Genomic DNA, 21,812 nt, shown 5'->3' with positions numbered 1-21,812 from the left:
GGGAGACGGGAGGCGTTGGGCGGGCGTTTCGGAGCCGGGGGGCGCGCGGGAGAAGCGCGGGAGAAGCGCGGGAGAAGCGCGGGAGAAGCGCGGGAGAAGCGCGGGAGAAGCGTAGGAGGAGCGCGGGGAGCTGGCTGGCCCCACGTGGGCCATGGAATGGTACGTGGGGCATTGGAATGATGCTGTGGGGGGAGGGGGAGGGGGGGAAATTGGATTTGGGGGGGGACCCCGCTCCCCCTAGTGCTTCTGCTGCGTCAGCACCAACCCCCCGTCCAGCCACCCGCGCACCGGGTGCGGCTGGTATGGACGCTCCAGCGCCGCACACTCCTCCGCCGAGAGCTGTAGCTCGAGCGCCCCGACCGCGGCATCCAGTTGCTCCAACCTGGTGGCCCCGACGATCGGCGCCGTCACCGCCGGGCGCGACAGGAGCCACGCCAATGCGACCTGCGCCGGCTGTACCCCCCGTCGCTTGGCGACGCCCACGGTGGCATCCACCACGTCCCAATCGGCGGGGTGGTCGTAGAGCTGGTCGGCCAGGGCGGCATCGCCGTCGTCGCGGAGCGACGTGCCGTGGCCGCCCCGATGCCGCTTCCCGCCCAGCAGCCCGCGCGCCAGCGGCGACCAGGGAATCACCCCGAGTCCTTGGTCGAGGCAGAGCGGGATCATTTCCCGCTCCTCCTCGCGATATACCAGGTTGTAGTGCCCCTGCATGCTGACGAACCTCGCCCACCCGTTCCGCTCGGAGATGGAGAGCGCCTTCATCAGCTGCCACGCGAACATCGAGCTGGCGCCGAGGTAGAGGACCTTCCCCTGCCGCACGAGGTGGTCGAGCGCGGCTAGCGTCTCCTCCACCGGGGTCTCGGCGTGGTGCCGGTGCACCTGGTACAGGTCGATCCGCTCGACGCCGAGCCGGCGCAGCGAATCCTCGCACGACTGGATGATGTGCTTGCGCGAGAGCCCGACGCGGTTGGGGGCATCGGCCATCCTGAGGCGCACCTTGGTTGCGATGACCACTTCGTCCAGCCGCGCGAACTCGCGCAGCGCCCGGCCCGTGATCTCCTCGCTGATCCCGAGCGAGTAGACGTCGGCGGTGTCGAAGAAGTTGATCCCGTGCTCGATCGCACGCCGGAAGAACGGCCTCGCCTCGTCTTCCTCGAGGACCCAGGGGCGCCACTGGCGGCTGCCGTAGCTCATGCAGCCAAGGGCGATGCGCGAAACGACGAGACCGGTGCTGCCGAGGCGCGTGTACAACATGGAGGGCGGAAGACGAGAAGGCGGAGCGCCGGGAGGGCGAGGCGTGGCTCGACAAGCTGGGGGAGAACGCGCAAGCCATGCAAGCATGCCCGCACCCCGGAGGATTTCCCGTCCCCTCGTCTTCTCGTCTTCTCGTCTTCTACTTCTCGTGCGGCGTGACGCTGTCGTGATGCACCGCCGCGACGGTGTGGTCGCGATGGGCGCGCTTGAGCAGGAGGTAGCGCACCAGCTGCACGACGCCGGCGAGGAGGAGGGCGAAGATCACGACCGCGACCACCCGCCAGAAGAGCGTCCCGCTGGCCATCCCCGGCCAGTCGGCGAACGTGGCACGTGCCGAGCCGAGCGGCTCGCGATGCAGGGCGATGAGGGCGAGCGAGGTGACGGACTCCGCGACCGCCTCGATGGCCGCGAACGCCGGGGCACGCCACAGCCAGTGGCGCAGCGTGAAGTTCCCCAGGTGCAAGGCGGCCATGCCGAAGAGGGCGATGAACCGCAGCGCGAACATCCCACCGGCGAAGACCAGCGAGCCCTCGGGTCCCATGGTGAAGACGATGGCCCAGAAGAGGCGCAGCACGACCCCGGTCACCGCGGCCATGCCGACGACGGACATGGAGAAGCGTCGCAGGGATCGCGGCTCCTCGAGCTTGAACGTCGCCGTGACCTGGGGGAAGAAAGGGGGCATGGGGAGGAAGCTACGGCGTGCCGCCGGGCCCCGACAGCGTCATGGCGCACGGGGCGACGTGGCATGGCCGTCGACGTGACCTGCCTGGCGCGACCGACGTGCGCTGCCACACCTGTCGCCCCCGCATCGTCACGGCCCCGACAGCTGTCGCCCGATCCAGGCGAGGCTTTCGCGTGCGTGCGTCCGCCAGTATCCCCAGTCGTGCTTCCCGGGCCACTCGGCATAGGCGGGGGTGATCCCCAGGCGCAGCAGCTCGGCGCGGAACGATCGCGACTGGTCGATGAGCCCGTCCTCGGTGCCGCAGTCGAGGAAGATGGCGGGGACGTCGTGCGCTCGGGCATTCACCAGGCGTTGCGCCATGCGGGCGGGTTCGCGCGACATCCATCCCGCGCTGTCGTTTCCGAACGCCTGGGCCATGAGCGGCCACATGCGCTCGCCCCACTGCGCCCGCAGCGCCGCGCTCGTGGTTGCATAACGAGTGACGCCGTCGAACGGGTGCGCGCCGGCATAGGCGGGCGAGACGACGCCGGAGTGCGAGGCGGCAGCGCGGAAGACCTCGGGATAGCGAAGCGCCAGCGACACCGCCCCGTACCCGCCCATGCTCAGGCCGGCGATGGCGCGCCTGGCCCGCTTCGGGACGGTGCGATAGTGCGTGTCGACGGCGGCCACGAGGTCGCGCGCGATGTAGTCGTCGTAGTGCGGCCAGGGGACGCAATACGAGTCGGCGCTGTCGTCTCCGGGGCGCGGCTTGAAGGCGTTGCGGCAGGCGGCCAGGTCGGGGAGGCGGTTCCACGTCGTATACCACGCATCATCGCCGTCCGGCATGACGACGACGAACTCCGGGAGGCCGTGGGTCGACAGCGAGTCGAGGGTGTCATCGAGATGGCCAGCGCGCACCCAGTCGGTCTCGCTCCCCCACAGCCCGTGCAGGTAGTAGACCGACGGGAAGCGCCGCGCAGGCTGCGTCGCATACGACGGCGGGAGCCAGACGATGGCGCGCTTGTGGGTCCCGAGCGACTGCGACCAGAAGGTGAGGGTGTCGAGGGTCCCGCGCCCGGAGGCCTGCGCGGCGGCGGGGTGCTTCCCCGCGGCAAGGAGGGTCGCCCCCCCGACGAGCAGCGCGAGGCGCCCGAGCCGCCTCATGGCACGGCCGCGATGCACTCGATCTCCACCCGTGCGCCCAGCGCCAGCCCCGTGGCGCCGAATGCGCTGCGTGCCGGCTTGTTGCGGGGGAAGTACGTCGCGTACACCTCGTTCATGGCATCCCACTCGCGCATGTCGGCCATGAAGACGGTGCACTTCACCACCCGGTCGAGCGACGACCCGCTCTTCGCGAGCACGTCCTTGATGTTTTCCATCGTTTGCCGAGTCTCGGCCTGGATCCCGCCCGGGACCACCCCGCCCTGCGCATTGGCCGAGGTCCCGATCTGCCCGGCGAGGAAGAGGAGGTTCCCGACCTGCACGGCCGGGCTGAAGGGGCGCGTCGGGCGTCCGTACGGGAGGTGCCAGGTGATGCCGTTCTCGGTCACCGTGGTGCCGGCGGGCGTCGGCGCCGGCGTGGGAGTCGCCCGCGAGCAGGCCCCGACGGCAAGGAGCGAGAGGAACAGGAGGACTCGGGTCATGAGCTACGGGGAAAGGTGGTGAGTGGCGCCCGACACGGCCGGGCGGCGCACCGTGATCGTCGTCGCCGCGACCGAGAGGCGCAAGGGCGAGCGCGGGGGGAGCGAGTCCGCTCCCCCCTGCCCTATTGCCCTCCCTACTTGATCCAGTGCCCGATCCGTCCCCACCGGATCGCGGTCAGCGCCGGAAGCGGGCGCCCGCTCTCCGGGTCCCACGAGTAGTACACGAAGAGCGGGCGCCCCCGGATGTTCTCGCGCGGGACGACACCCCAGTAGCGCGAGTCCTTCGAGTTGTAGCGGTTGTCGCCCATCATGAAGTAGTACCCTGCCGGGATCACGAGCGGCCCCCAGTTGTCGTGCGTCGGCTGCGCGGGGGCGGGGCCGAAGCGCGACGACGCCAGGGCGACCGACTTCTGCCAGTCGAAGAGCGGGCTCACCTCATTCGGGTCGCCCGCCTCGGACGAGGCGCCGTACCCCTGGCGCTGCTCGATGCCGTTCACGAAGAGCCTGGCGTCGCGCATGTAGAGCGTGTCACCCGGCATGCCCACGATGCGCTTCACGAGGGTGGGGGTGGGGTCCCACGGCTGGTCGACCTGTGGGGGCGAGATGAAGACGGCGATGTCGTAGCGCGCGGGCTCCGCGTACCCCGGGAGGTTGACGTCCGTGAAGGGGACGTGCGGGCCGAAGCGCAGCTTGTTCACGAAGAGCCAGTCCCCCACCAGCATGGAGGGGATCATGCTCCCCGAGGGGATGCGATACGCCTCGAAGAAGAAGGCGCGGATGAAGAAGAACAGGAGGACCGCCCCGAGGATCCCCTTCACGTTCTCCCACAGCGCGGCCGACGAGAAGGACGAACCGCCCTTCTTCCGGCGGGACTGGGCGACGACGTTGCTGGGCTTGGAAGACTTCTTGGCGGCCATGCGGGTGCGGGGGAGGTGTTGAGGAGTGTCCGGAATCTAACTACGGGCTCCGGCGCGACGTGTTGCACTCGACCGGAGGACGGGCGCCGGGCCCCGATGGGAGACTCGGGAGCCACGGGAGAGAAACGCGAGAGGCGCGCCTCGCAAGGGAGACGCGCCTCTCGGGAGCCGATGGACCGCGGTTACTTCTTGAGGTGCTTGTTGACGAGCGACGTCATCTCGAACATCGAGACGGTCTTCTTGCCTCCGAACACCTTCTTCAGCGCCTCGTCGGCGTTGATGTTCCGCTTGTTCTTGGTGTCCTGGAGCTTGTTCTTGTGGATGTATTCCCAGATGTCCTTCGCGACCTGGGAGCGCGGGCGCGGCTTGGGGCCGATCACCGCCGCGAGGTCGGCGCTGGGCGTCATCGGCGCCATGAACGCCGGATTGGGCTTCCGCTTCGCGGCCTTCTTCGCCGCCTTCTTGGCGGGCTTCTTCGCCGGCGCCTTCTTGGCAGCGGCCTTCTTCTTGGCGGGCGCCTTCTTCGGCGCAGCCTTCTTCGCAGCGGCCTTCTTCTTAGCGGCCATCGTTCTACTCCTGAGTGATGGAAGAGTGATTTCCCCCGGTGGAAACCACGATTTCTTCGCGCCAACAAACTAAGAGCGAATGACGGTCGCGCAATAGGGAAGTGCGTGGTTTCCCCTATGAAAACGCGCCGCCACCCTAGGAGAACTCACCTCCGTTCGCGGCGCGCGCACCCATTTCCGCCAGGGAAGTCGCGCGTTCTCCCGGGAGAAATGCGCGTCACATCACCGCAAGGTCGTGCGCAACCACTCCGTCAAGGCGGCGAGAACATCCGACCTGACGCGCCGATCCGGGAGCCTGGGGTACCCCTCGGGGCTGCCGTCCGCATCCTGGGCGAAGAGGTGATTCGCCTGGGAAAAGACGCGGCGCGCGACCCGCCGATTCCCCCCGGCACGCAAGGCACGCTCGAGCGACTCCGCCTGCTCCGCGGTGACCTGGCGATCGGTTTCCCCCTGCAAAATGAGCGTCGGAACCTTCACCCTGCGCGCGGTGACGAGCGGGTCGTGGTCCAGGAAGTACTTCACCCACGGCTGCGCTCTCCCCAGCGAGTCGATGGTCCCCTCCACCGTACGACGCGCCGAGTCGCGCTGCGCCGGAGAGAGCGCCGCGCTCCGCGTGATCCCCGCGCCAATCTGGTAGCGCAGGATCTCGCGCCCCGTCTGCGCTGGCCCGGCCATGAGGACGATCCCCCTGAGCGAGGGATCGCTGGCGGCGACCATCGGCGCGATGAGACCGCCTTCGCTATGGCCGACGAGTGCCAGTCGCGAGGCGTCGATCTCGGGGCGCGTGCGCAGGTAGGCCAGCACCGCGCGCACGTCGTCGGCGAAGTCGGCGCTGGTGGCCGTCGCGTGATTCCCGGTCGACGCGCCGGTCCCGCGATCGTCATAGCGCAGGACGGCGATCCCGTTGCGTCCCAGGGTATCGGCGATCTGCCGGAACGGGCGGTACCCCTTCACGATGGGGATCGCCTCGTCCCGGTCCTGCGGTCCGCTCCCGCTGATGGTCACCACCGCCGGGACGGGGCGCGCGCGATCGCGCGGGAGGGTGAGCGTCCCCGCCAGCGTGTGGCCGCCGGGGGTGGGGATGGTGACATCTTCCGCCGTGTAGGGTGCGCCCGCGGGGGCTGAGTAGTCGGGCTTCTCGACCGACATCGCCCGCGCATCGCCGCCGCGCACGCGCACGATCCGGAGCCCCTGCGCCGGGACGCTCCCGCCCGTGATGTCGCCGGCGGCATTCACCGCGAGGTGTGCCGGCACGGCGCCGATCAGGACCACCACCGAATCGACGCCGCGCCGGATCACGGTCGCGGAGGCCGTCGTCCCGCCTTGCAGGTTCCAGACGGGGACGCCGACCGAGTCGCCCCCGATGGCGCGGGCGCGGGCGATCATCAGCTCGACCAGGGCGAAGGACGGATTGAGGAACGGAACCGCTCCGGCGCGCGTGCCGAAGCGCTGGGTGGAGGTGCGCCCTCCCCCGCTCACGTCGATGATGACGCTGTCACCCGTGAAGCGCGCCACGGCACTCTGCAGCGGCGCCGACGCCGGGTCGGCGGCGCCCTGTCGGTAGGCGTTCTGCAGCCCCAGCGCCGCGCCGTCGGGCGCGAGGTCGACGCCGAGGGTGAAGCGCGCGTTGGCGGCGCGGATCAGCATCTCCGACTCGAATCGCGTGGGCGTGCGCGAGAACCGCTCGACGGATATCGTGTCGCTCGCCGAGAGGAGGAGGAGCATGTCACGCCGGTCGGCACCCTGCGCGACGGCCGCGCGCGTGACGCCCGCGCTCAGGAGGAGTGACAGCGCCAGGGCCGCGGCGACGGGAAGCGCGCGCACCGGCGCGGCGTGTTGACGCGCGCGCACCGGCGCGGCGTGTTGACGCGCGCGCACCGGCGCGGCGTGTTGACGCGCGCGCACCGGCGCACGGTCCGCGGCGCGGCGTGCGGTCAGCGGTACGGGGAGGCGCCGGCAGAGGGGGGGCGATGACGTCACGGAAGCTCCTTCGGTTCGAGGGGAGAGGGGTGCCGGCCCTACGCAACGCCGCCCCGCCCGGTTTCCCGGAAGTCGTTAGGCGACGAGCGACTGCAGCAGCGCGACCATCCGCACGTCAAACGGGTCGGGCGACGGGTCATCCTCGGCGATCCCCGGGTTGGCCTGCGGAGTCTCGAGGATGACGGGGATGTCCTGCGTGCGCGGGTCGCGCAGGAGCCAGCGGAAGGGTTCGATCCCGATCTTCCCTTCCCCCAGCAGCGCGTGGCGATCCCTGTTCGACCCGAAGTCGCCCTCGGAGTCGTTGACGTGCAGGAACGACGGGGGCTCGCCGATGACCTGGGTGAAGCGGTCGAGGAGGGCGCTGGCCGCGGCCGGCCCGGAGTGGAAGTCCTGCCCGCTGGCGAAGAGGTGGCAGGTGTCGAGCCCGTACCCCGCGCGCGAACGCAGCGCCGCAGGGATGCGCGCCAGCATCGCGGCGATCTCCTCCGGCGTGCGCCCCATCGTGCGCCCCGCGCCAGCGGTGTTCTCGATCAGGATCCGTGCCCCCTCGGGGACCCGCTCGATGGCAAAGGTCATGGCGTCGCCGACACGCTCCGCCGCCCCAGCCGGGTCGCTCGCCCCCGCCGAGCCGGGGTGGAAGCAGAAGCCGAGGACGCCGAGGGCGCTGGTGCGCTCCAGCTCCTTGGCGAGCCCGAGGCGGGCACGCTCGTACTTGGCCGGCTCGGGCGACGCCGTATTGAGCACGTACGCGGCGTGCACGATGCAGTGTCGCTTGTCGATCCCCGCCGCCAGCATCGCCTCGGTGAAGCGCGCCGCCTTCTCGGGCTTCACCGTGGCCTTCTCGTTGTAGAACTGGGGCATGGCGCTAAAGACCTGGAGCGCCGTCATCCCCGCCTGGCCGGCCCGCGCGGCCGCCATGTGCACGCCGCCGGATCCGATGGTGTGGGCGCCGAAGTAGTGACGCACGGAAGTATGAGAAGACGAGAGGACGAGAGGACGAGAAGACGAGAAGACGAGAAGACGAGAAGACGAGACGCGGTCGTGCAGGGCAATCTACCGTGCGCGCATGTGCGTGAAACAGAGCGAGGGGCGCCCGCGATGGTCCGGGACGCCCCTCGTCTTCTCCTCCGCTCGTCTTCCCGTCTTCCCTACTTCACCCTCACGATCGCCATCCCCACGTTCCCCGGCGGTGCGCCGCCGGTGGTCGAGCGGAGGGCCAGCACCTGCTTCGCGGTCTGTGTCCCGGAGATTTCCCACGCGGCGAAGCCGCCACCGGGGAGAGCGAAGACGTTGCTGATCGCGCTGGGGAACGTCCCGAACGAGACGGCGCGCATGTTGATGGGCCACGGCTTGGGGAAGGCCGGTGTCCCATCGGAATAGCGCAGGCTCGAGCTCATCGTCGCCAGGATGTCGCGCGTGTTCCAGCTCTGCAGCCGGGCACGGGGATCGGTGATCGTCCCCCCCGGATAGTTGTCCGACGACGAGGCCAGGGACCACCAGCCGAGCATCTCGGCCCACGTCGCCCCCGTGCGGTTCTGGAGGTTCACGATCCCGCGATCGTCCTTCTGCTGCACCAGCGCGCGCAGGAAGGCCCCCTCGTCGGCGCCGCCGTAGGTGTCGGTCACCCAGCGGGCGAACGACCACGAGCTGCCGTAGATCACGTTGTCGTTGTTGTTGATGATCGACTTGCTCTCGTTGGCGGTGTAGTGGCGGTACAGGAATCCCATGTGATGGCCGATGGCCTCGGCGGGATCGGCGCAGCGCGTGTCGCCCTGGCGCACGTAGTCGCAGATGAGCCCGTCGCTCCACCGGATGTCGCCGCGCTGCGGCTTGTCGTTGTAGCGGTGACGCGCCCACAGCTCCGTGGCCTGCTGCGCCGTCGCCTCCTCCAGCCACGACACCTCGGCGAAGTTGGCATCGCGGGCGATGCGCTCGGCGAACATCACGACGTGCTTGAACTCGTGCAGGAGCGTCCCCCGCACGTAGTGGCGCCAGTCGGCCACCGACCAGTTGCCGTTCCCCGTCCCGCTGGGGTTGGGGACGAAGGCGTAGAAGTACTCGCCCTCGTTGCTCGGCGGGCAGGCGTTCGCGGGAGTGGGGTCGACCTGCGGCGAGAAGTCGCACGACGTCACGAATCCCAGCAGGTTGCCACCATTGGACAGCGAGTAGTCGTTGACCCGCTTGGAGAAGATCGCGATGACGCGCCCATTGTTGTCGGTCAGCGAGTCGAGGACGAGCGGGTTGCCGAAGTTCGACAGGTAGCCGTACATGTCGCGGTCGAACTCGGTCCCGATGGCCTGGTATTCGTTGTCCATCGTCCCGGCCAGCGGGGCCAGCGAATCCTCCATGATGATGAGCTTGGGCCCCACGTACACCACCCGCGCGCGCAGCGTGTCGTAGGTGCCGTAATTGCCGAAGGTGCGCATCATCCGCTTGGTGAAGACGTCACCCACGTTAGGCGGGGCGACCGGGGCCACGGAGGCGTAGGCGCCGGCCGACGCGCCGCGCGCGTAGGCGGCCCGCTCGCGCGCGCGCTTCGCCTCCATCGACCGCCGCATGTTCGGGTGGCCGTTGAGGTAGGCGATGGCGGCGTTGAGTGCCTGCGCCTGCCCGCGGGCGATCCGCTCGTCGCGACTCGGCGCCGGCAGGGCGAGCGGCCCCGCCGCGGGGGTCCCCGGCGCCGGGAAGGAGAGGACCCTGGCCGGGGCGAGGAGGGTCGAGGTCGCGGTGGCCAGCGCCGCCCCGAACAGCTGGAACGACGCCGTCGCCGTGGCGGCGGTGTTGTAGTTGAAGGCGGAGACGACGTAGGTCCCGCCGGTCACGCTGAACTCGTTGCAGAGCAGGTCGCTGGCCGACGTGAGGAGCATCGATTCGCCGACCGCGAGCTGCCGCTGGGTGGCCATGCTGATGGTCGCCTGCGACGAGGCCGAGTCGCCGTTGACCGAGACCACCAACGGGACCGGTCCCGTCGGCGCGCAGGGGATGGCGGTGATGGACGGCAGGGTGATGGAAAGCAACGTCTCGCTCGCCGCCGTCACCGTGGCGCGAGCCCCGTTGACGAAGACCTCGTTGCTGGCGAGGTCCGGGGCGAAGTTGGTCCCGGTGATCGTCGCGGCCCCCGACGGAACCCAGGTGGCGGGGGCGACGCCGGTGATGGTCGGGGCGCTGAGCGAGCGGACGCGCATGGGGACCGAATCGACCTTCCCCTCGGCGAGGGCGCGGATGTAGGTCGTCCCGGCGGAGAGTCCGGTCACGAGCCCCGATTGCGAGACGCTGGCGATGGCCGGCACGGCGCTCGACCAGCTGACGGGGCGGTCGCCCAGGGTGCGGCCCAGGGCGTCCTGCACCGTCGCGGTGAGCTGCGCCGTCCCCCCCTGCCTAACGCTTGGGGTCCGGTTCTCGATGTAGACCGCCATGACCGGGACGGGGACGACGGTGACGCCGACCGTCCCGATCGCCCCGTCCGCACTGGCGCTGATGGTGGCGGTGCCGGCGCTGACCCCCGTCACGACCCCCGCGGCATCGACCGACGCCACCCCCGCGGCCGAGGAGCTCCAGGTCACGGTCTTTCCGGCCATCGCATTCCCCTTGCCATCGCGCGGGGTCGCCGTGAGCTGCGCCGTCTGGCCGACCTCGAGCTGCGTCGTCAGCGACGTCACCGCGACCGACGCCACCTTCGGCGGCCCCGAGGACTCGCTCCCGCCGCACGCCGCGAGCACGACTGCCGGTACCGCGACTGCGAGGACACGCCCGGCGAATGACCACCCGAATGAACGCATGCCAACCCTCGAAACAGGGGGAAGAGGAAACGCTGCAAGCTACCTGACACGCGGCGGAGGCCGCGATCCCGACGGCGATGGCACCGCATTTTTCACCGGACTATCTTGCCCGGGTGCCGGTTACACGTACGGCACTTCCGCGGCAGCCCCATAGAGACCTTCTCACCGAATCCAAGGTTCCCATGACCGATTCCGCCCAGCGACCCGGCGCCACTGGCTTCAACGGCGTCCGGCGCATCCCGCCCACCGCGAACGAACCCGTCCGCGCCTACGCTCCGGGCTCGCCGGAGAAGGCCTCGCTGAAGAAGCGCCTCGCGTCGATGGCGTCGGAGCGGATCGAGGTCCCGGTCATCATCGGGGGGAAGGAGTTCCGGTCGGGCGACATCGGGCATGCGGTCATGCCGCACAAGCACGCCCACATCCTGGCCGACTACCACAAGGCCAACCCGGCGCAGGTCGACCTCGCCATCCAGGCGGCGGTGACGGCGCAGAAGGAGTGGTCGCAGTGGAGCTGGGAAGACCGGGCGGCGGTCTTCCTCAAGGCGGCCGACCTGCTGGCCGGGCCGTGGCGCGACACGGTGAACGCGGCCACGATGCTGGGCCAGTCGAAGACGGTCTTCCAGTCCGAGATCGACGCCGCCTGCGAGCTGATCGACTTCTGGCGCCTCAATGCACAGTACGCGCAGGAGATCTACCACGAGCAGCCGATGTCGAGCGCGGGGGTGTGGAACATGAGCGACTACCGGTCGCTCGAAGGATTCGTCTACGCCATCTCGCCGTTCAACTTCACCGCCATCGGCGGCAACCTCGCCGGCTCACCGGCGCTGATGGGGAACGGGATCGTCTGGAAGCCGGCGGCGACGGCGATGCTCTCCGGCTACTACATCATGAAGCTGCTGGAAGAGGCGGGGCTTCCGCCCGGGGTGATCAACTTCGTCCCCGGCGACCCGGTCATGATCAGCGACAAGGTCCTCTCGCACCGCGACCTGGCCGGCGTGCACTTCACCGGGAGCACCGGCGTCTTCAACTCGATGTGGAAGACGATCGGGAGCAACATGGCGAACTACCGCTCGTACCCGCGCATCGTGGGCGAGACGGGGGGGAAGGACTTCATGATCGCCCACCCCTCGGCCGACGCGCAGGCGTTTGCGGTGGGGCTGGTGCGCGGCGCGTACGAGTACCAGGGACAGAAGTGCTCGGCGGCGAGCCGCGCGTACGTGCCGAAGTCGCTGTGGCCCGCGGTGCGCGATGCGATGGTCGCGATGATCAACGACATCCGCATGGGCGACACGCGTGACTTCCGCAACTTCATGGGCGCGGTGATCGACAAGCGGGCCTTCGACAAGATCTCGGGGTACCTGGCGGACGCGAAGCAGAACGCGAAGATCATCGCCGGCGGCGGGGCGCGCGGCGAGGAAGGGTATTTCATCGAGCCCACGCTCGTGGAGGCGCCCACCCCCGACTACCGCCTGATGTGCGAGGAGATCTTCGGGCCGGTGCTCACGGTCTTCGTCTACGACGACGACAAGTGGCACGAGACGCTCGAGACGGTCGATCGCACGTCGCCCTACGGCCTCACCGGCGCCGTCTTCTCGCGCGACCGCCAGGCGGTGCGCGAGGCGCTGGTCACGCTGCGCAACGCGGCCGGCAACTTCTACATCAACGACAAGTGCACCGGTGCCGTCGTGGGGCAGCAGCCGTTCGGCGGCTCGCGCGGCTCCGGGACGAACGACAAGGCCGGGTCGAAGCTCAACCTGCTGCGCTGGGTGAGCCCGCGGTCGATCAAGGAGACGTTCGTGCCACCGGTGGCGTACCAGTACCCGTTCATGGGAGAAGAGTAGAAGACGAGAAGACGAGAAGACGAGTGACACGGACTTACGCGTACCACACCGCCGACGTCTTCACGTCCACGCGCTTCGGGGGTAACCAGCTGGCGGTCATCCCCGACGCGCGCGGGCTTTCGACCGAGGAGATGCACGCCATCACTCGGGAGTTCAACTATTCCGAGTCGACCTTCGTCCTCCCGCCCGACGACGCGCGGCACACGCGACGTGTGCGGATCTTCACGCCGGGGGGCGAGGTGCCGTTCGCGGGGCACCCCACGGTCGGGACGGCCTTCGTGCTGGCCTCCCTCGGCGACGTCGCCATCACCGGCGCCGAGACGAAGGTCACGTTCGAGGAGGGGGTGGGCCCCGTCCCCGTCACGATCCGCGCGGCGGACGGCGTGCCCACGTACTGCGAGCTCTCGGTGGCGAGGCTCCCCGAGCTCGCCCCGCCATCGCCGCCGGCCGAGGTCCTGGCGCCCATGCTCTCGTTGGGGGTCGACGACCTGGTGGGCGGGGTGTTCCACCCGCAGGCCGTCTCGTGCGGGCTCCCCTTCACCTTCGTCCCGGTCCGCACGCGCGATGCGGTGCGCCGCGCCCGGCTCAAGCTCGACCTGTGGGAGTCGGCGCTGGCCGGCATCGCCGCGCACATGGTGATGGTCTTCGCCCTGGACGCGGAGGACCCGGCCCACCAGGTGCGGGCGCGCATGTTCGCCCCCGGCGAGTCGGTCCCCGAGGACCCGGCCACCGGCTCGGCGTGCGCGGCGTTAGGCGGCTACCTCGGAATGCGCGACGCCACCACCGATGGGACGATGCGGTGGACGGTGGAGCAGGGGTACGAGATGGGGCGCCCCAGCCTCCTCCACGTCTCGTGCGACAAGGCGGCCGGGGCGATCACCGGGATCCGGGTCGGCGGCGCCTCGGTGCTCGTCTGCTCGGGGACCATCCGGCTGTAGCGCGCCTCGCCCGGAACGCACGCGGGGGCCGGCCACCATGGCCGGCCCCCGCGTGCGTTCAGGCGGGCGCGGCTAGAGCTGCGACGTGCAGTGCGCGCAGCGGGTGGCCGCCTGGGGTATCGTGCTCAGGCAGAACTGGCACGACTTGGTGGGCGGCGGCGGCGGTGCCGGCAGCTCCGGCTTCATGAACAGCTTCCCGATCTGCCAGGCGACGAACGAGATGATGGCGAAGTTGAGGAAGACGCCGAGGAAGTCGCCGACGCCGAACTTGATCGAGCCAACGTCCAGGGTCCAGGTGCGCCACTCCCCCTCGGGAAGGAGGGCGCCAATGATCGGCATGAGGAAGTCGTCGCTCATCGCCTTCACGAGCGCGCCGGCCGCCCCGCCGACGATGACCGCCAGCGCCAGGCCGACGACGTTCGCCTTCTCGAGGAACTTCTTGAAGTCTTCCCACATGAATCGGATCCTCCGCCGCAAGGGTCGCCGTCGCGCAAAGGGAACGCATGCGCTGGCGGAATGTGCGACGGGCATTCTGCGGCTGCAAGAAGGTGCGAGAAGGCTAGAAGCGCGCCTCGACGTACAGGTCGAGCCGCATTTTCTCGCGTGGATAGATGCCGCGGGCGAGGTCCAGCCGGATGAGCCCGTCGAGCACCGACGCGCCGATGCCGGCCCCGCTGACGGGGCGCCCGGGATGCTGCCAGTCGGCGCGGCGCCCGGCCCACCCCACGTCGCCGAACAGGACCGGGCGCACCACGCCGCCCGCCATCGCCAGCTCGGCGCGCCCGAGCCAGAACGCCTCGCCCCCCATGACACCGCCAGCTGCACCGAGGAGCTGCCCGCGCACCGTCTGCGCCCCGCCGATGTAGAATCCACGCTGCGGGAGCGGCGCGTTGCCGCTGACGCCGGCGCCGGCGGTCAGCGAGGCCGCCATGCGGCTCCCCAGCCCGCGGCTCACCGTCAGCTCGCCGGCCGCGCGGCCGTAGCCGCGCGCGAGGGACGCATCGGCGCTGTCGATCGACGCCCACCCGCCCTCGAGCCGCAGGTCGGTGAGGAGGCGCCATCCCTGCGGATCGAGCCCCGCCGAGCGCTGGTCGCGCAGCGCCACCCCGGCCACCGTGGCCTCGCTGGCGCGGATGTTGGGCACGAACTCGCTCCCGCCCCCCAGCGCCCGCGACAGGTTGAAGCGCGTGTCGGCCTCGGCGTCGCGCTGGCGCTCGGCGAAGAACCGCGTCGAGAGGCCCCCGCCGCGCTCGAGCCCATTCGTCAGCTGCACGCCGGTGGACCGGTAGTAGTACCCCTCGTCGCGGCCGTACAGGAACGCACCTAACGAGGCGCCGAACGAGAGCGGCGCCCCCCAGTCGTCGTTGGCCACGGCCAGGCGATGGTACCCCGCCAGGCGCCACGTCGACCGCCCGTTGGTGCGCGACACCCCCAGCTCGACATTGGGGACCCAGTCCCCCGTGCCCAGCCGGGCCGTCGCGTCCCATGCGTAGCCGCGCCCCAGCACCTGCGTGGCCCCGACCCCCGCCGAGAACCCCTCGACACGGTTGTAGCGCATGAGGCCCAGGCCGTACGACAACCTCACCGGCATCGGCGCCCACACCGGCTGCAACGAGAAGCCGAGCGCCTTGATGAGCTCGTTGCGCTCGCTGATCCCGAACAGCGCCTCCCCCTCGTCGTAGATCGAGGGCGGGAGCTCCGGCGACCTCGCGAGGACCGTGCTGTCGCACGGAACGCGCGTCACCGCGGTCACCGCCCCATCGCCGCGCGACTCCACGCGCGTGTAGAACCCGCCGCTCGCGCATTCATCGGTCCGCAGCGACGCCAGCGCCGCGCGACGCGACGAGTCGGCCTGCGCCAGCTGATGCATCCGCTCGCCACGCTGCTCGCGCGTGAGCTGGCTCCACGGCGTCGAGTCGCCCGCAAAGAGCGAATCGCGCAGCTGGCGCAGCGTGGCGATGGCCGGAACGGCCGGCAGCGTGTCGGTCCCGTTCACGCTCGCGTACTTGAACGCCTCCTCCATCTTGAACGGGATGCGCATGAACGACGCCCTCGCCCACCCCTCGGCGTACTGCGCGCGCGGGAGCCAGAAGCGCCCACCGTACAACCCGTACTCGATCGTCACCGCCTCGAGCTGCGCCTGCATGGGCGAGAGCATCCCCTTCACCCACGGCGGGACGTCGTCATCCGGGTTCGGCTTCCCGCCCCGCGCACGCGCCTCCTCGGCCTCGCGCTTCGTCTCTTCGTCCACGATCCCCCAGATGTCGAGCGGGGCCGCCAGGCGATACGCCGCCCGCACCAGCTGCCCGCGATCGACGTCGAACCAGAACGACCCCACCGAGAGCTTCCACTCCGGGCGCCGCGGCTCGATGCGCAGCTCCCGCAGCCGGATCGCCCGGCCGTCGGGGAGGGTGATGGTCAGCGAATCGCCCGTGGCGTAGCGGTAGTAGGCCTCGGCGCCAATGGCGATGGGATGGACCAGTTCGCGCTCGTCCACTTCCGCGCGCGCGCGCCCCGAGCCGATCCAGAGCTCCTCGCGCCCGGGGTAGTAGGGAATGGGCGAGGTGTCGTCCATCTCCACTTCGCTGTCCTTCACCATCGGGAAGACCGAGCGGGCTCCCTTGAGGTCGATGTGCACGCCGCCGCCGCGCGACCAGCGGACGCGCGATGCGTTCTCGGTGCGGAAGAAGAGCCGGTCGCGCCCGATGGCGCGGAATCCCATCCCCACCGACAGGCGCTGGTACGCGCTCGCGTCGTAGTTGAGCAGCGCCGAGTCCTGCCGCATGCGCGCATCCCGGGCCCGCAGCAGGAGGGTGCGCGCCGCCGTGTCCAGGAATGCGCTCCGCTCCAGCTCGGGGGTGAGTGGAATGCGGCGCGGCGCGCGTGTCTCGCGCCCCCCTTGCCGCAGGATCGCCTCGTACCGGATCGAGTCGCGCCGTGCCCTTCGCCTGGCACTGTCCCCCTGCGCCTGTTCGCCGTGGGACCCGGCGTGAACGGAGACTTGCTGGAGGGCGAAGACGAGGGTGAGGGCGACGAGCATGTGACGGACTCCGGCAGGGCGATATCGACCCCGGGATCTACGAGGAGTCCTGCGGAATGTTTCCGGTGGAGCGCGGGGCGGGTGTCCCGGACCGTGGCCGGCGCGGGGGAGCTCCCCGCGGCGGCCGCATGGCGTTCATCGATCCGCTGTGCAGGCGCAGCAGATGCAATCGTTCCTGGAATGCGCGCTGCTCGCGCTCCGCCGCCGCGTCCACCCAGGCAAGCGAAGCCATGGCAAGGGAGAAGACGACCGGGAGCACCGCCATGAAGGGACTCCACGGGAGGGGGCGCTCATCGCTGCGCCGCCCCGCGTCGATCCGCTCCACCAGGGCCGGGAATCGCGTCTGCGTCCAGACCGTGGCGAGGATGAGGAGGATCCCGAAGCCGGCCAGGAGGATCGGGAACGAGACGTAGTCCTTGAAGACGTCCTCGGCCAGGAAGGCGAGGTAGCCGAGGAGCCCGGCGACGCCGAAGAGGAGGACGACGCGCCGTCCCAGGAAGAGCGAGAGCGCGACCAGCCCCAGCGAGAAGAGCGGAAGGAGGTGCCGCCACGCCTGATGGTCGGCGCGGAGCCAGAGGGCCATGTAGGCGACGGCGGTGGCGAGGAGCCCCGTGACCCAGAAGGCGTTGGCGAAGTCGCCCGCGACCGGCTGCGGGACGTTGGTTCCGCCAGCAGCAACGCCGTCCTTCCCCTCGCGCCGCTGCCAACGCTCGACGCGCTCGGCCACGAGGAGGAGCGCCACCCCGTTGGCGAGCATCAGCCAGCGATCGAAGCCGAGGGGGCCGTCCTCGCCACGGAGGATCTGCCCCACGTGGAGCCAGGTGGCCCACAGCGCGACCGCCATGGGCCAGGTGAGGGTCACGATGCGCCGCTTGCGCAGGACGACGAGGGCGGCGAGGAGGAGCACGAGGTCGAGGATGAGCCATTGCCACGCCATCCAGACCTGGTGGTGCAGGAGCGGGTCGTGCGGCGCGGGGAGCGATGGCCATCGCCCGGTCATCGACAGGATCGCCCACCCCACGAGCGGGGCGAGCGAGACGGCGAGCATCGTCGAGATGTCGGCCGCCAGGCGGAAGCGGTGCGCCAGGAGCCACCGGGCCGCGGCGGTGAGGACGAGGGCATACGCCGCCACCACGGCGAGCACGCCGCCGGCCCCCAGCTTCGCCCAACGGTCCACCAGGAACCACCCGCAGGCGAAGAGGACCAGCATCGCCCCGATGCCGTACGCCACGGTCACGGCGTTGAAGCCGGCCGGGCGTTCGACGGGACGTGGTATCGGGGACGGGGCGGGCGGGAGGGCGCCGGCGGTGACCGCGAGCGCCAGGAGCCTGTCGCGCTGCGCCTCGGTGATGATCCCCTCGTGCACGCCGCGATCCAGCAGCTCCCGAGGGGGGGCTTCCGGCTGAGGGGCGGCGTCGGACGGAGGGCGCTGGGGCATCGGGAGGAATCGGCGGGAGGTGGCGGGACGCAAGACCAGCCGTGCAGACAAGTTGTTGCCGCCCGGGCGCCGGGGGAACCGTGCCGTGCCCCGGGGGGCCGTGTCGTGGGTGACCCTGCGCGGGGCATCCCGTGCCCACCCCCTTCGCGCCATCGAGGGGAGTCCGCTAGACTGCGGGGGTGCCGAAGCACGCCCCCCTCGCGCTCGACGTTCGCGCCCTCCACAAACGCTACGGCGATGTCGTGGCGGTCGACGGGCTCGACCTGCAGGTCGGCGTCGGCGAGTGCTTCGGGCTCCTGGGGCCCAACGGCGCCGGGAAGACGACCACCATCGAGATCTGTGAGGGGCTCCTCGCCCCCGATCGCGGCGAGGTGGTGGTCCTGGGGCAGCGGTGGGAGCGGGACGCCGACGCCCTGCGCCAGCGGCTCGGCGTACAGCTGCAAGAAGCGCAGTTCTCCGAGAAGCTCACGGTCGAGGAGACGGTCCGCCTCTTCCGCTCGTTCTACGCGCGCGGGGCGACGGTGCCCGAGCTGCTGGCGCAGGTGCAGCTGGAGGAGAAGCGCGGCGCCCGGGTGAACGCGCTGTCCGGGGGGCAGAAGCAGCGCCTGTCCATCGCCTGCGCCCTGGCCGGCGCCCCGGAGCTCCTCTTCCTCGACGAGCCCACCACCGGGCTCGATCCGCAGTCGCGGCGCCAGCTGTGGGAGCTGGTCGAGCGGCTGCGCGCCGCCGGGGCGACGATCGTCCTCACGACGCACTACATGGACGAAGCGGAACGCCTCGCCGACCGCATCGCCATCGTCGACCGCGGCCAGGTGATCGCGCTCGGGACCCCGCGCGAGCTGATTCGGTCGTTAGGCGCGGAGCAGGTCGTGGAGTGCGCGCTGGGCGACGGCGGGGCGCTGGTGACCGACGAGCTGGCGGCGCTCCCGGGGGTGCTGCGCGTGCGGAGCGACGGCCCGGTGCACACGTTGCAGGTCACGGCGGCGCACGAGACCATCCCCGCCCTCCTCGCCCTCGCGTCGCAGCATGGGGTGCGGCTCACCGAGCTGCGGACGCACTCGCCGACGCTCGAGGACGTCTTCGTCTCGCTCACCGGGCGCCACCTGCGCGATGCCTGAGGCCACTCCGCCACGCACGCCGGCCAGCACGCCGGCTAGCACGCCGGCCAGCACGCCGGCCAGCACGCCGGCGGTCGCGCCGCGGCGGGCGCCGGTGCCGCAGGGCCGCACCGCCCCCTCCGGGCCGTTGCTGCAGCTGACGCTGGCCCGCTTTCGCGAGTTCTACCGCGAACCCGAGGCGGTCTTCTGGACCTTCGTCTTCCCCATCCTCCTCGCGGCCGGGCTCGGGATCGCCTTCCGGTCGCGCCCGGCCGAGGTGGCGCGCATCGGCGTCCTCGCATCGGCCCCGGGGGCCGATACCGTGCGCGCGGCGCTCGCCCGCGACTCGTCGCTGGCGGTGGAGGCGTACGACGACACGGCCGCCGCCTCGGCGCTGCGCACGGGGCGTATCGCCCTCCTCGTCGTTCCCGCGGGGGGCGCCGAGCTCGAGTTCCGCTACGATGCCGCGCGCCCCGAGGCCCGAACCGCCCGGTTGGTGGCCGAGCGCGCGCTGCAGCTGGCGGCGGGGCGCACCGACCCGCTCGCCGTGCGCGACGCCCTGGTCAGCGAGCCCGGCTCCCGCTACATCGACTTCGTCCTCCCCGGGCTGTTGGCCATGAACCTCATGGGCGGCGGGATCTGGGGAATCGGCTTCGGGATCGTGGACGCCCGGCGCAAGAAGCTCCTCAAGCGCCTCACCGCCACGCCGATGTCGCGCGCCCACTACCTCCTGTCGTTCCTCTTCATGCGCCTGGCCATGATGGTGGTGGAGGTCGCCGTCGTCGTGGCCTTCGGCATGGCCGTCTTCGGCGTCCCGCTGCGCGGCTCGGTGGGCGCCTTCATCGCGATCTGCGTGGCTGGCACGCTGATGTTCGGCGCCATCGGGCTCCTCATCGCGTCGCGGGCGCGAACCATCGAGGGGGCGTCGGGATTGATGAACGTCGTGATGCTCCCGATGTGGGTCGGGTCGGGGGTGTTCTTCTCGGCCACCAACTTTCCCGACGCCGTGCAACCGGTCATCCAGGCGCTCCCGCTCACCGCGCTCGTCGACGCGATGCGTGCCACCATGCTGCAGGGGGGCGGCATCGCCGCCGTCGGCGGCGAGATGGCGATCATGCTGGGGTGGCTGGCGCTCTGCTTCACCCTTGCCCTTCGCCTCTTCCGGTGGCGTTGATGCGCGCGGCGCGATCCACGGTCGTCGCCGCCTTCCTCGCGGTGTACATCCTCTGGGGTTCGACCTACCTCTTCATCAAGTACACCGTGGCCCACATCCCGCCGCTGGGGATGGCGGGGGCGCGCTTCTTCCTGGCGGGGCTGATCCTCTACCTCTACGGGAGGTGGCGCGGCGCAGAGCGGCCGCGGGGCATTCACTGGCGGTCGGCGACGATCGCCGGGGCGCTGCTGATGATCTCGAATGCCGGCGTCGCCTGGTCCGAGCGATTCGTCCCCTCGGGGGTGGCGTCGCTCCTGGTGGCGGTGACGCCGTGCTGGATGGTCCTCTTCGAGTGGGGGGCGCACCGTGACCGGCGCCCGCACCGGGGGGTGGTGGTGGGGCTGGTGGCCGGGTTGCTGGGGGTGGCGATCCTCATCGGCCCCGGAAACTTGTTAGGCGGCGAGGGGGTGCACCGCGGCGGGGCCCTGGTGCTGGTGGTGGGGACCGCCTGCTGGGCGGCGGGGTCGCTTTACGCGCGGCACGCGCCCCGCCCGGCCTCGCCGCAGCTCCTCAGCGGGATGCAGATGCTGTGCGGCGGCGCCATCCTCTCCGTTCTCTCCGCCGCCACCGGGCAGTGGCGCGGCTTCTCGATCGCCGAGACGCCGCCCATCGCATGGTGGTCGTTCCTCTACCTCCTCACCTTCGGCTCGCTGATCGCCTTCTCGGCGTACATGTACCTGCTGACGGTGACCAGCGCCACCCGCGTCTCGACGTACGCCTACGTGAACCCCGTCGTGGCCGTGTTCCTCGGCTGGGCGCTGGCCGGCGAGTCGCTCACGCCGCGCATGCTGCTGGCGTCGGCCGTGATCGTCGGGGCGGTCGCCCTCATCGTCACCTTCGGCGCGTCGGGTCCACCGGGGCGCGCCGCGCTCAAGACCGACGAGTTCCCGGTGGCGGCAACCGATTCGGCATGAGAGGCATTTCATCATTTTGTGTGATGCGCGGGGGGCCGCGCGCCCAATCGCGGCGGTAGATTTCCGCATCGGCGGGACAGGGCGCCACCGGCGCCGTGGGGTACGTGTGGACACTTGGGGGGAGTGCATGATGCGGATCCTGGTCATCGACGACGACGAGGCGATGCGCGACCTGATGTCGCGCGCGCTGCGCATGAAGGGGTACGACGTGGTCGCGGCGCGCGATGGGCACGAGGGGCTGGCCGAGTTCGGGCGGGCGCGTGCCGACCTCGTGGTCACCGACCTGTACATGCCTAACGTGGACGGGATCGAGACGATCATGGCCTTGCGCGCGCAGCAGCCCGGGCTCCCCATCGTCGCGACGTCGGGGGGCGACTCGCGCTCCTCGTTCATCGCCCTCGACTCGGCGGGCGACCTTGGGGCCACGGTCGTGCTCCCCAAGCCCTTCTCCCCGGACGAGCTGTGGGACGCGGTGGCGACGGCGCTCAACCTCGCGGGGAGGTAGGGACCCGGCCGGCTTGGACGCCGAGG

General features: G+C 70.7%; 18 protein-coding genes. 6 read left to right on the top strand and 12 right to left on the bottom strand.

Features of this window, described 5'->3' with window-relative positions; translation table 11 throughout:
* Positions 1-237 precede the first annotated feature (237 nt).
* From ABS52_07555 to ABS52_07515, 9 genes are all read right to left on the bottom strand, one after another.
* Positions 238-1,254: an aldo/keto reductase gene (locus ABS52_07555; GenBank protein ID ODT03932.1), complete on the bottom strand. Its 1,017-nt coding sequence runs from the start codon at positions 1,252-1,254 to the stop codon at positions 238-240.
* A gap of 139 nt (positions 1,255-1,393) precedes the next feature.
* Entirely contained in the window at positions 1,394-1,936 is a 543-nt protein-coding gene (locus ABS52_07550) for a hypothetical protein (protein ID ODT03931.1), read from the bottom strand.
* Between the two features lie 129 nt (positions 1,937-2,065).
* On the bottom strand, positions 2,066-3,079 hold the full coding sequence (locus ABS52_07545) for a hypothetical protein (protein ID ODT03930.1): 1,014 nt from the start codon (positions 3,077-3,079) through the stop codon (positions 2,066-2,068).
* Positions 3,076-3,558 carry a hypothetical protein gene (locus ABS52_07540; protein ODT03929.1) on the bottom strand — a complete coding sequence of 161 codons (483 nt, stop codon included), beginning with the start codon at positions 3,556-3,558 and terminating at the stop codon, positions 3,076-3,078. Before ABS52_07540 ends, ABS52_07545 begins: the two co-directional genes overlap by 4 nt.
* Positions 3,559-3,692: 134 nt before the next feature.
* On the bottom strand, positions 3,693-4,475 hold the full coding sequence (locus ABS52_07535) for a signal peptidase I (GenBank protein ID ODT03928.1): 783 nt from the start codon (positions 4,473-4,475) through the stop codon (positions 3,693-3,695).
* A 182-nt stretch (positions 4,476-4,657) separates the two neighbouring features.
* Positions 4,658-5,041, bottom strand: a complete 384-nt coding sequence (locus tag ABS52_07530; GenBank protein ODT03927.1) for a hypothetical protein — start codon at positions 5,039-5,041, stop codon at positions 4,658-4,660.
* A 222-nt stretch (positions 5,042-5,263) separates the two neighbouring features.
* Positions 5,264-6,865, bottom strand: coding sequence for a hypothetical protein (locus ABS52_07525; GenBank protein ID ODT03926.1), 1,602 nt, complete (start codon positions 6,863-6,865; stop codon positions 5,264-5,266).
* A gap of 231 nt (positions 6,866-7,096) precedes the next feature.
* Complete coding sequence (locus ABS52_07520; protein ODT03925.1) at positions 7,097-7,987, bottom strand: hypothetical protein; 891 nt, start codon at positions 7,985-7,987, stop codon at positions 7,097-7,099.
* Between the two features lie 182 nt (positions 7,988-8,169).
* Entirely contained in the window at positions 8,170-10,740 is a 2,571-nt protein-coding gene (locus ABS52_07515; protein ID ODT03924.1) for a hypothetical protein, read from the bottom strand.
* Between the two features lie 296 nt (positions 10,741-11,036).
* On the opposite strand from ABS52_07515, the gene ABS52_07510 reads away from it, so the two are divergent.
* On the top strand, positions 11,037-12,641 hold the full coding sequence (locus tag ABS52_07510) for a 1-pyrroline-5-carboxylate dehydrogenase (protein ID ODT03941.1): 1,605 nt from the start codon (positions 11,037-11,039) through the stop codon (positions 12,639-12,641).
* 23 nt (positions 12,642-12,664) lie between these two features.
* Positions 12,665-13,579 carry a hypothetical protein gene (locus ABS52_07505; protein ID ODT03923.1) on the top strand — a complete coding sequence of 305 codons (915 nt, stop codon included), beginning with the start codon at positions 12,665-12,667 and terminating at the stop codon, positions 13,577-13,579.
* Between the two features lie 72 nt (positions 13,580-13,651).
* Here ABS52_07505 and ABS52_07500 read toward each other — a convergent pair whose 3' ends face one another.
* The 3 genes from ABS52_07500 to ABS52_07490 form a co-directional block, all read right to left on the bottom strand.
* A complete protein-coding gene (locus tag ABS52_07500) occupies positions 13,652-14,035 on the bottom strand; it encodes a hypothetical protein (GenBank protein ODT03922.1) in 384 nt (127 codons plus the stop codon).
* Between the two features lie 103 nt (positions 14,036-14,138).
* A complete protein-coding gene (locus tag ABS52_07495) occupies positions 14,139-16,619 on the bottom strand; it encodes a hypothetical protein (protein ID ODT03921.1) in 2,481 nt (826 codons plus the stop codon).
* Positions 16,620-16,656: 37 nt separating this feature from the next.
* Positions 16,657-17,985 (bottom strand): hypothetical protein, encoded by a 1,329-nt coding sequence (locus ABS52_07490; protein ID ODT03920.1) that lies wholly within the window; start codon positions 17,983-17,985, stop codon positions 16,657-16,659.
* Positions 17,986-18,236: 251 nt separating this feature from the next.
* On the opposite strand from ABS52_07490, the gene ABS52_07485 reads away from it, so the two are divergent.
* From ABS52_07485 to ABS52_07470, 4 genes are all read left to right on the top strand, one after another.
* Positions 18,237-19,175, top strand: coding sequence for a multidrug ABC transporter ATP-binding protein (locus ABS52_07485; protein ID ODT03919.1), 939 nt, complete (start codon positions 18,237-18,239; stop codon positions 19,173-19,175).
* 94 nt (positions 19,176-19,269) lie between these two features.
* Entirely contained in the window at positions 19,270-20,328 is a 1,059-nt protein-coding gene (locus tag ABS52_07480; GenBank protein ID ODT03918.1) for a hypothetical protein, read from the top strand.
* Positions 20,329-20,402: 74 nt separating this feature from the next.
* Positions 20,403-21,281 carry a hypothetical protein gene (locus ABS52_07475; protein ID ODT03940.1) on the top strand — a complete coding sequence of 293 codons (879 nt, stop codon included), beginning with the start codon at positions 20,403-20,405 and terminating at the stop codon, positions 21,279-21,281.
* 127 nt (positions 21,282-21,408) lie between these two features.
* A complete protein-coding gene (locus ABS52_07470; protein ODT03917.1) occupies positions 21,409-21,786 on the top strand; it encodes a hypothetical protein in 378 nt (125 codons plus the stop codon).
* The last annotated feature ends 26 nt before the right edge of the window (positions 21,787-21,812 follow it).

The organism is Gemmatimonadetes bacterium SCN 70-22 (assembly GCA_001724275.1).
Lineage (GTDB): Bacteria > Gemmatimonadota > Gemmatimonadetes > Gemmatimonadales > Gemmatimonadaceae > SCN-70-22.
The sequence above is the reverse complement of the archived record's forward strand: the minus strand, read 5'-3'. Positions and strand labels throughout refer to the sequence as shown.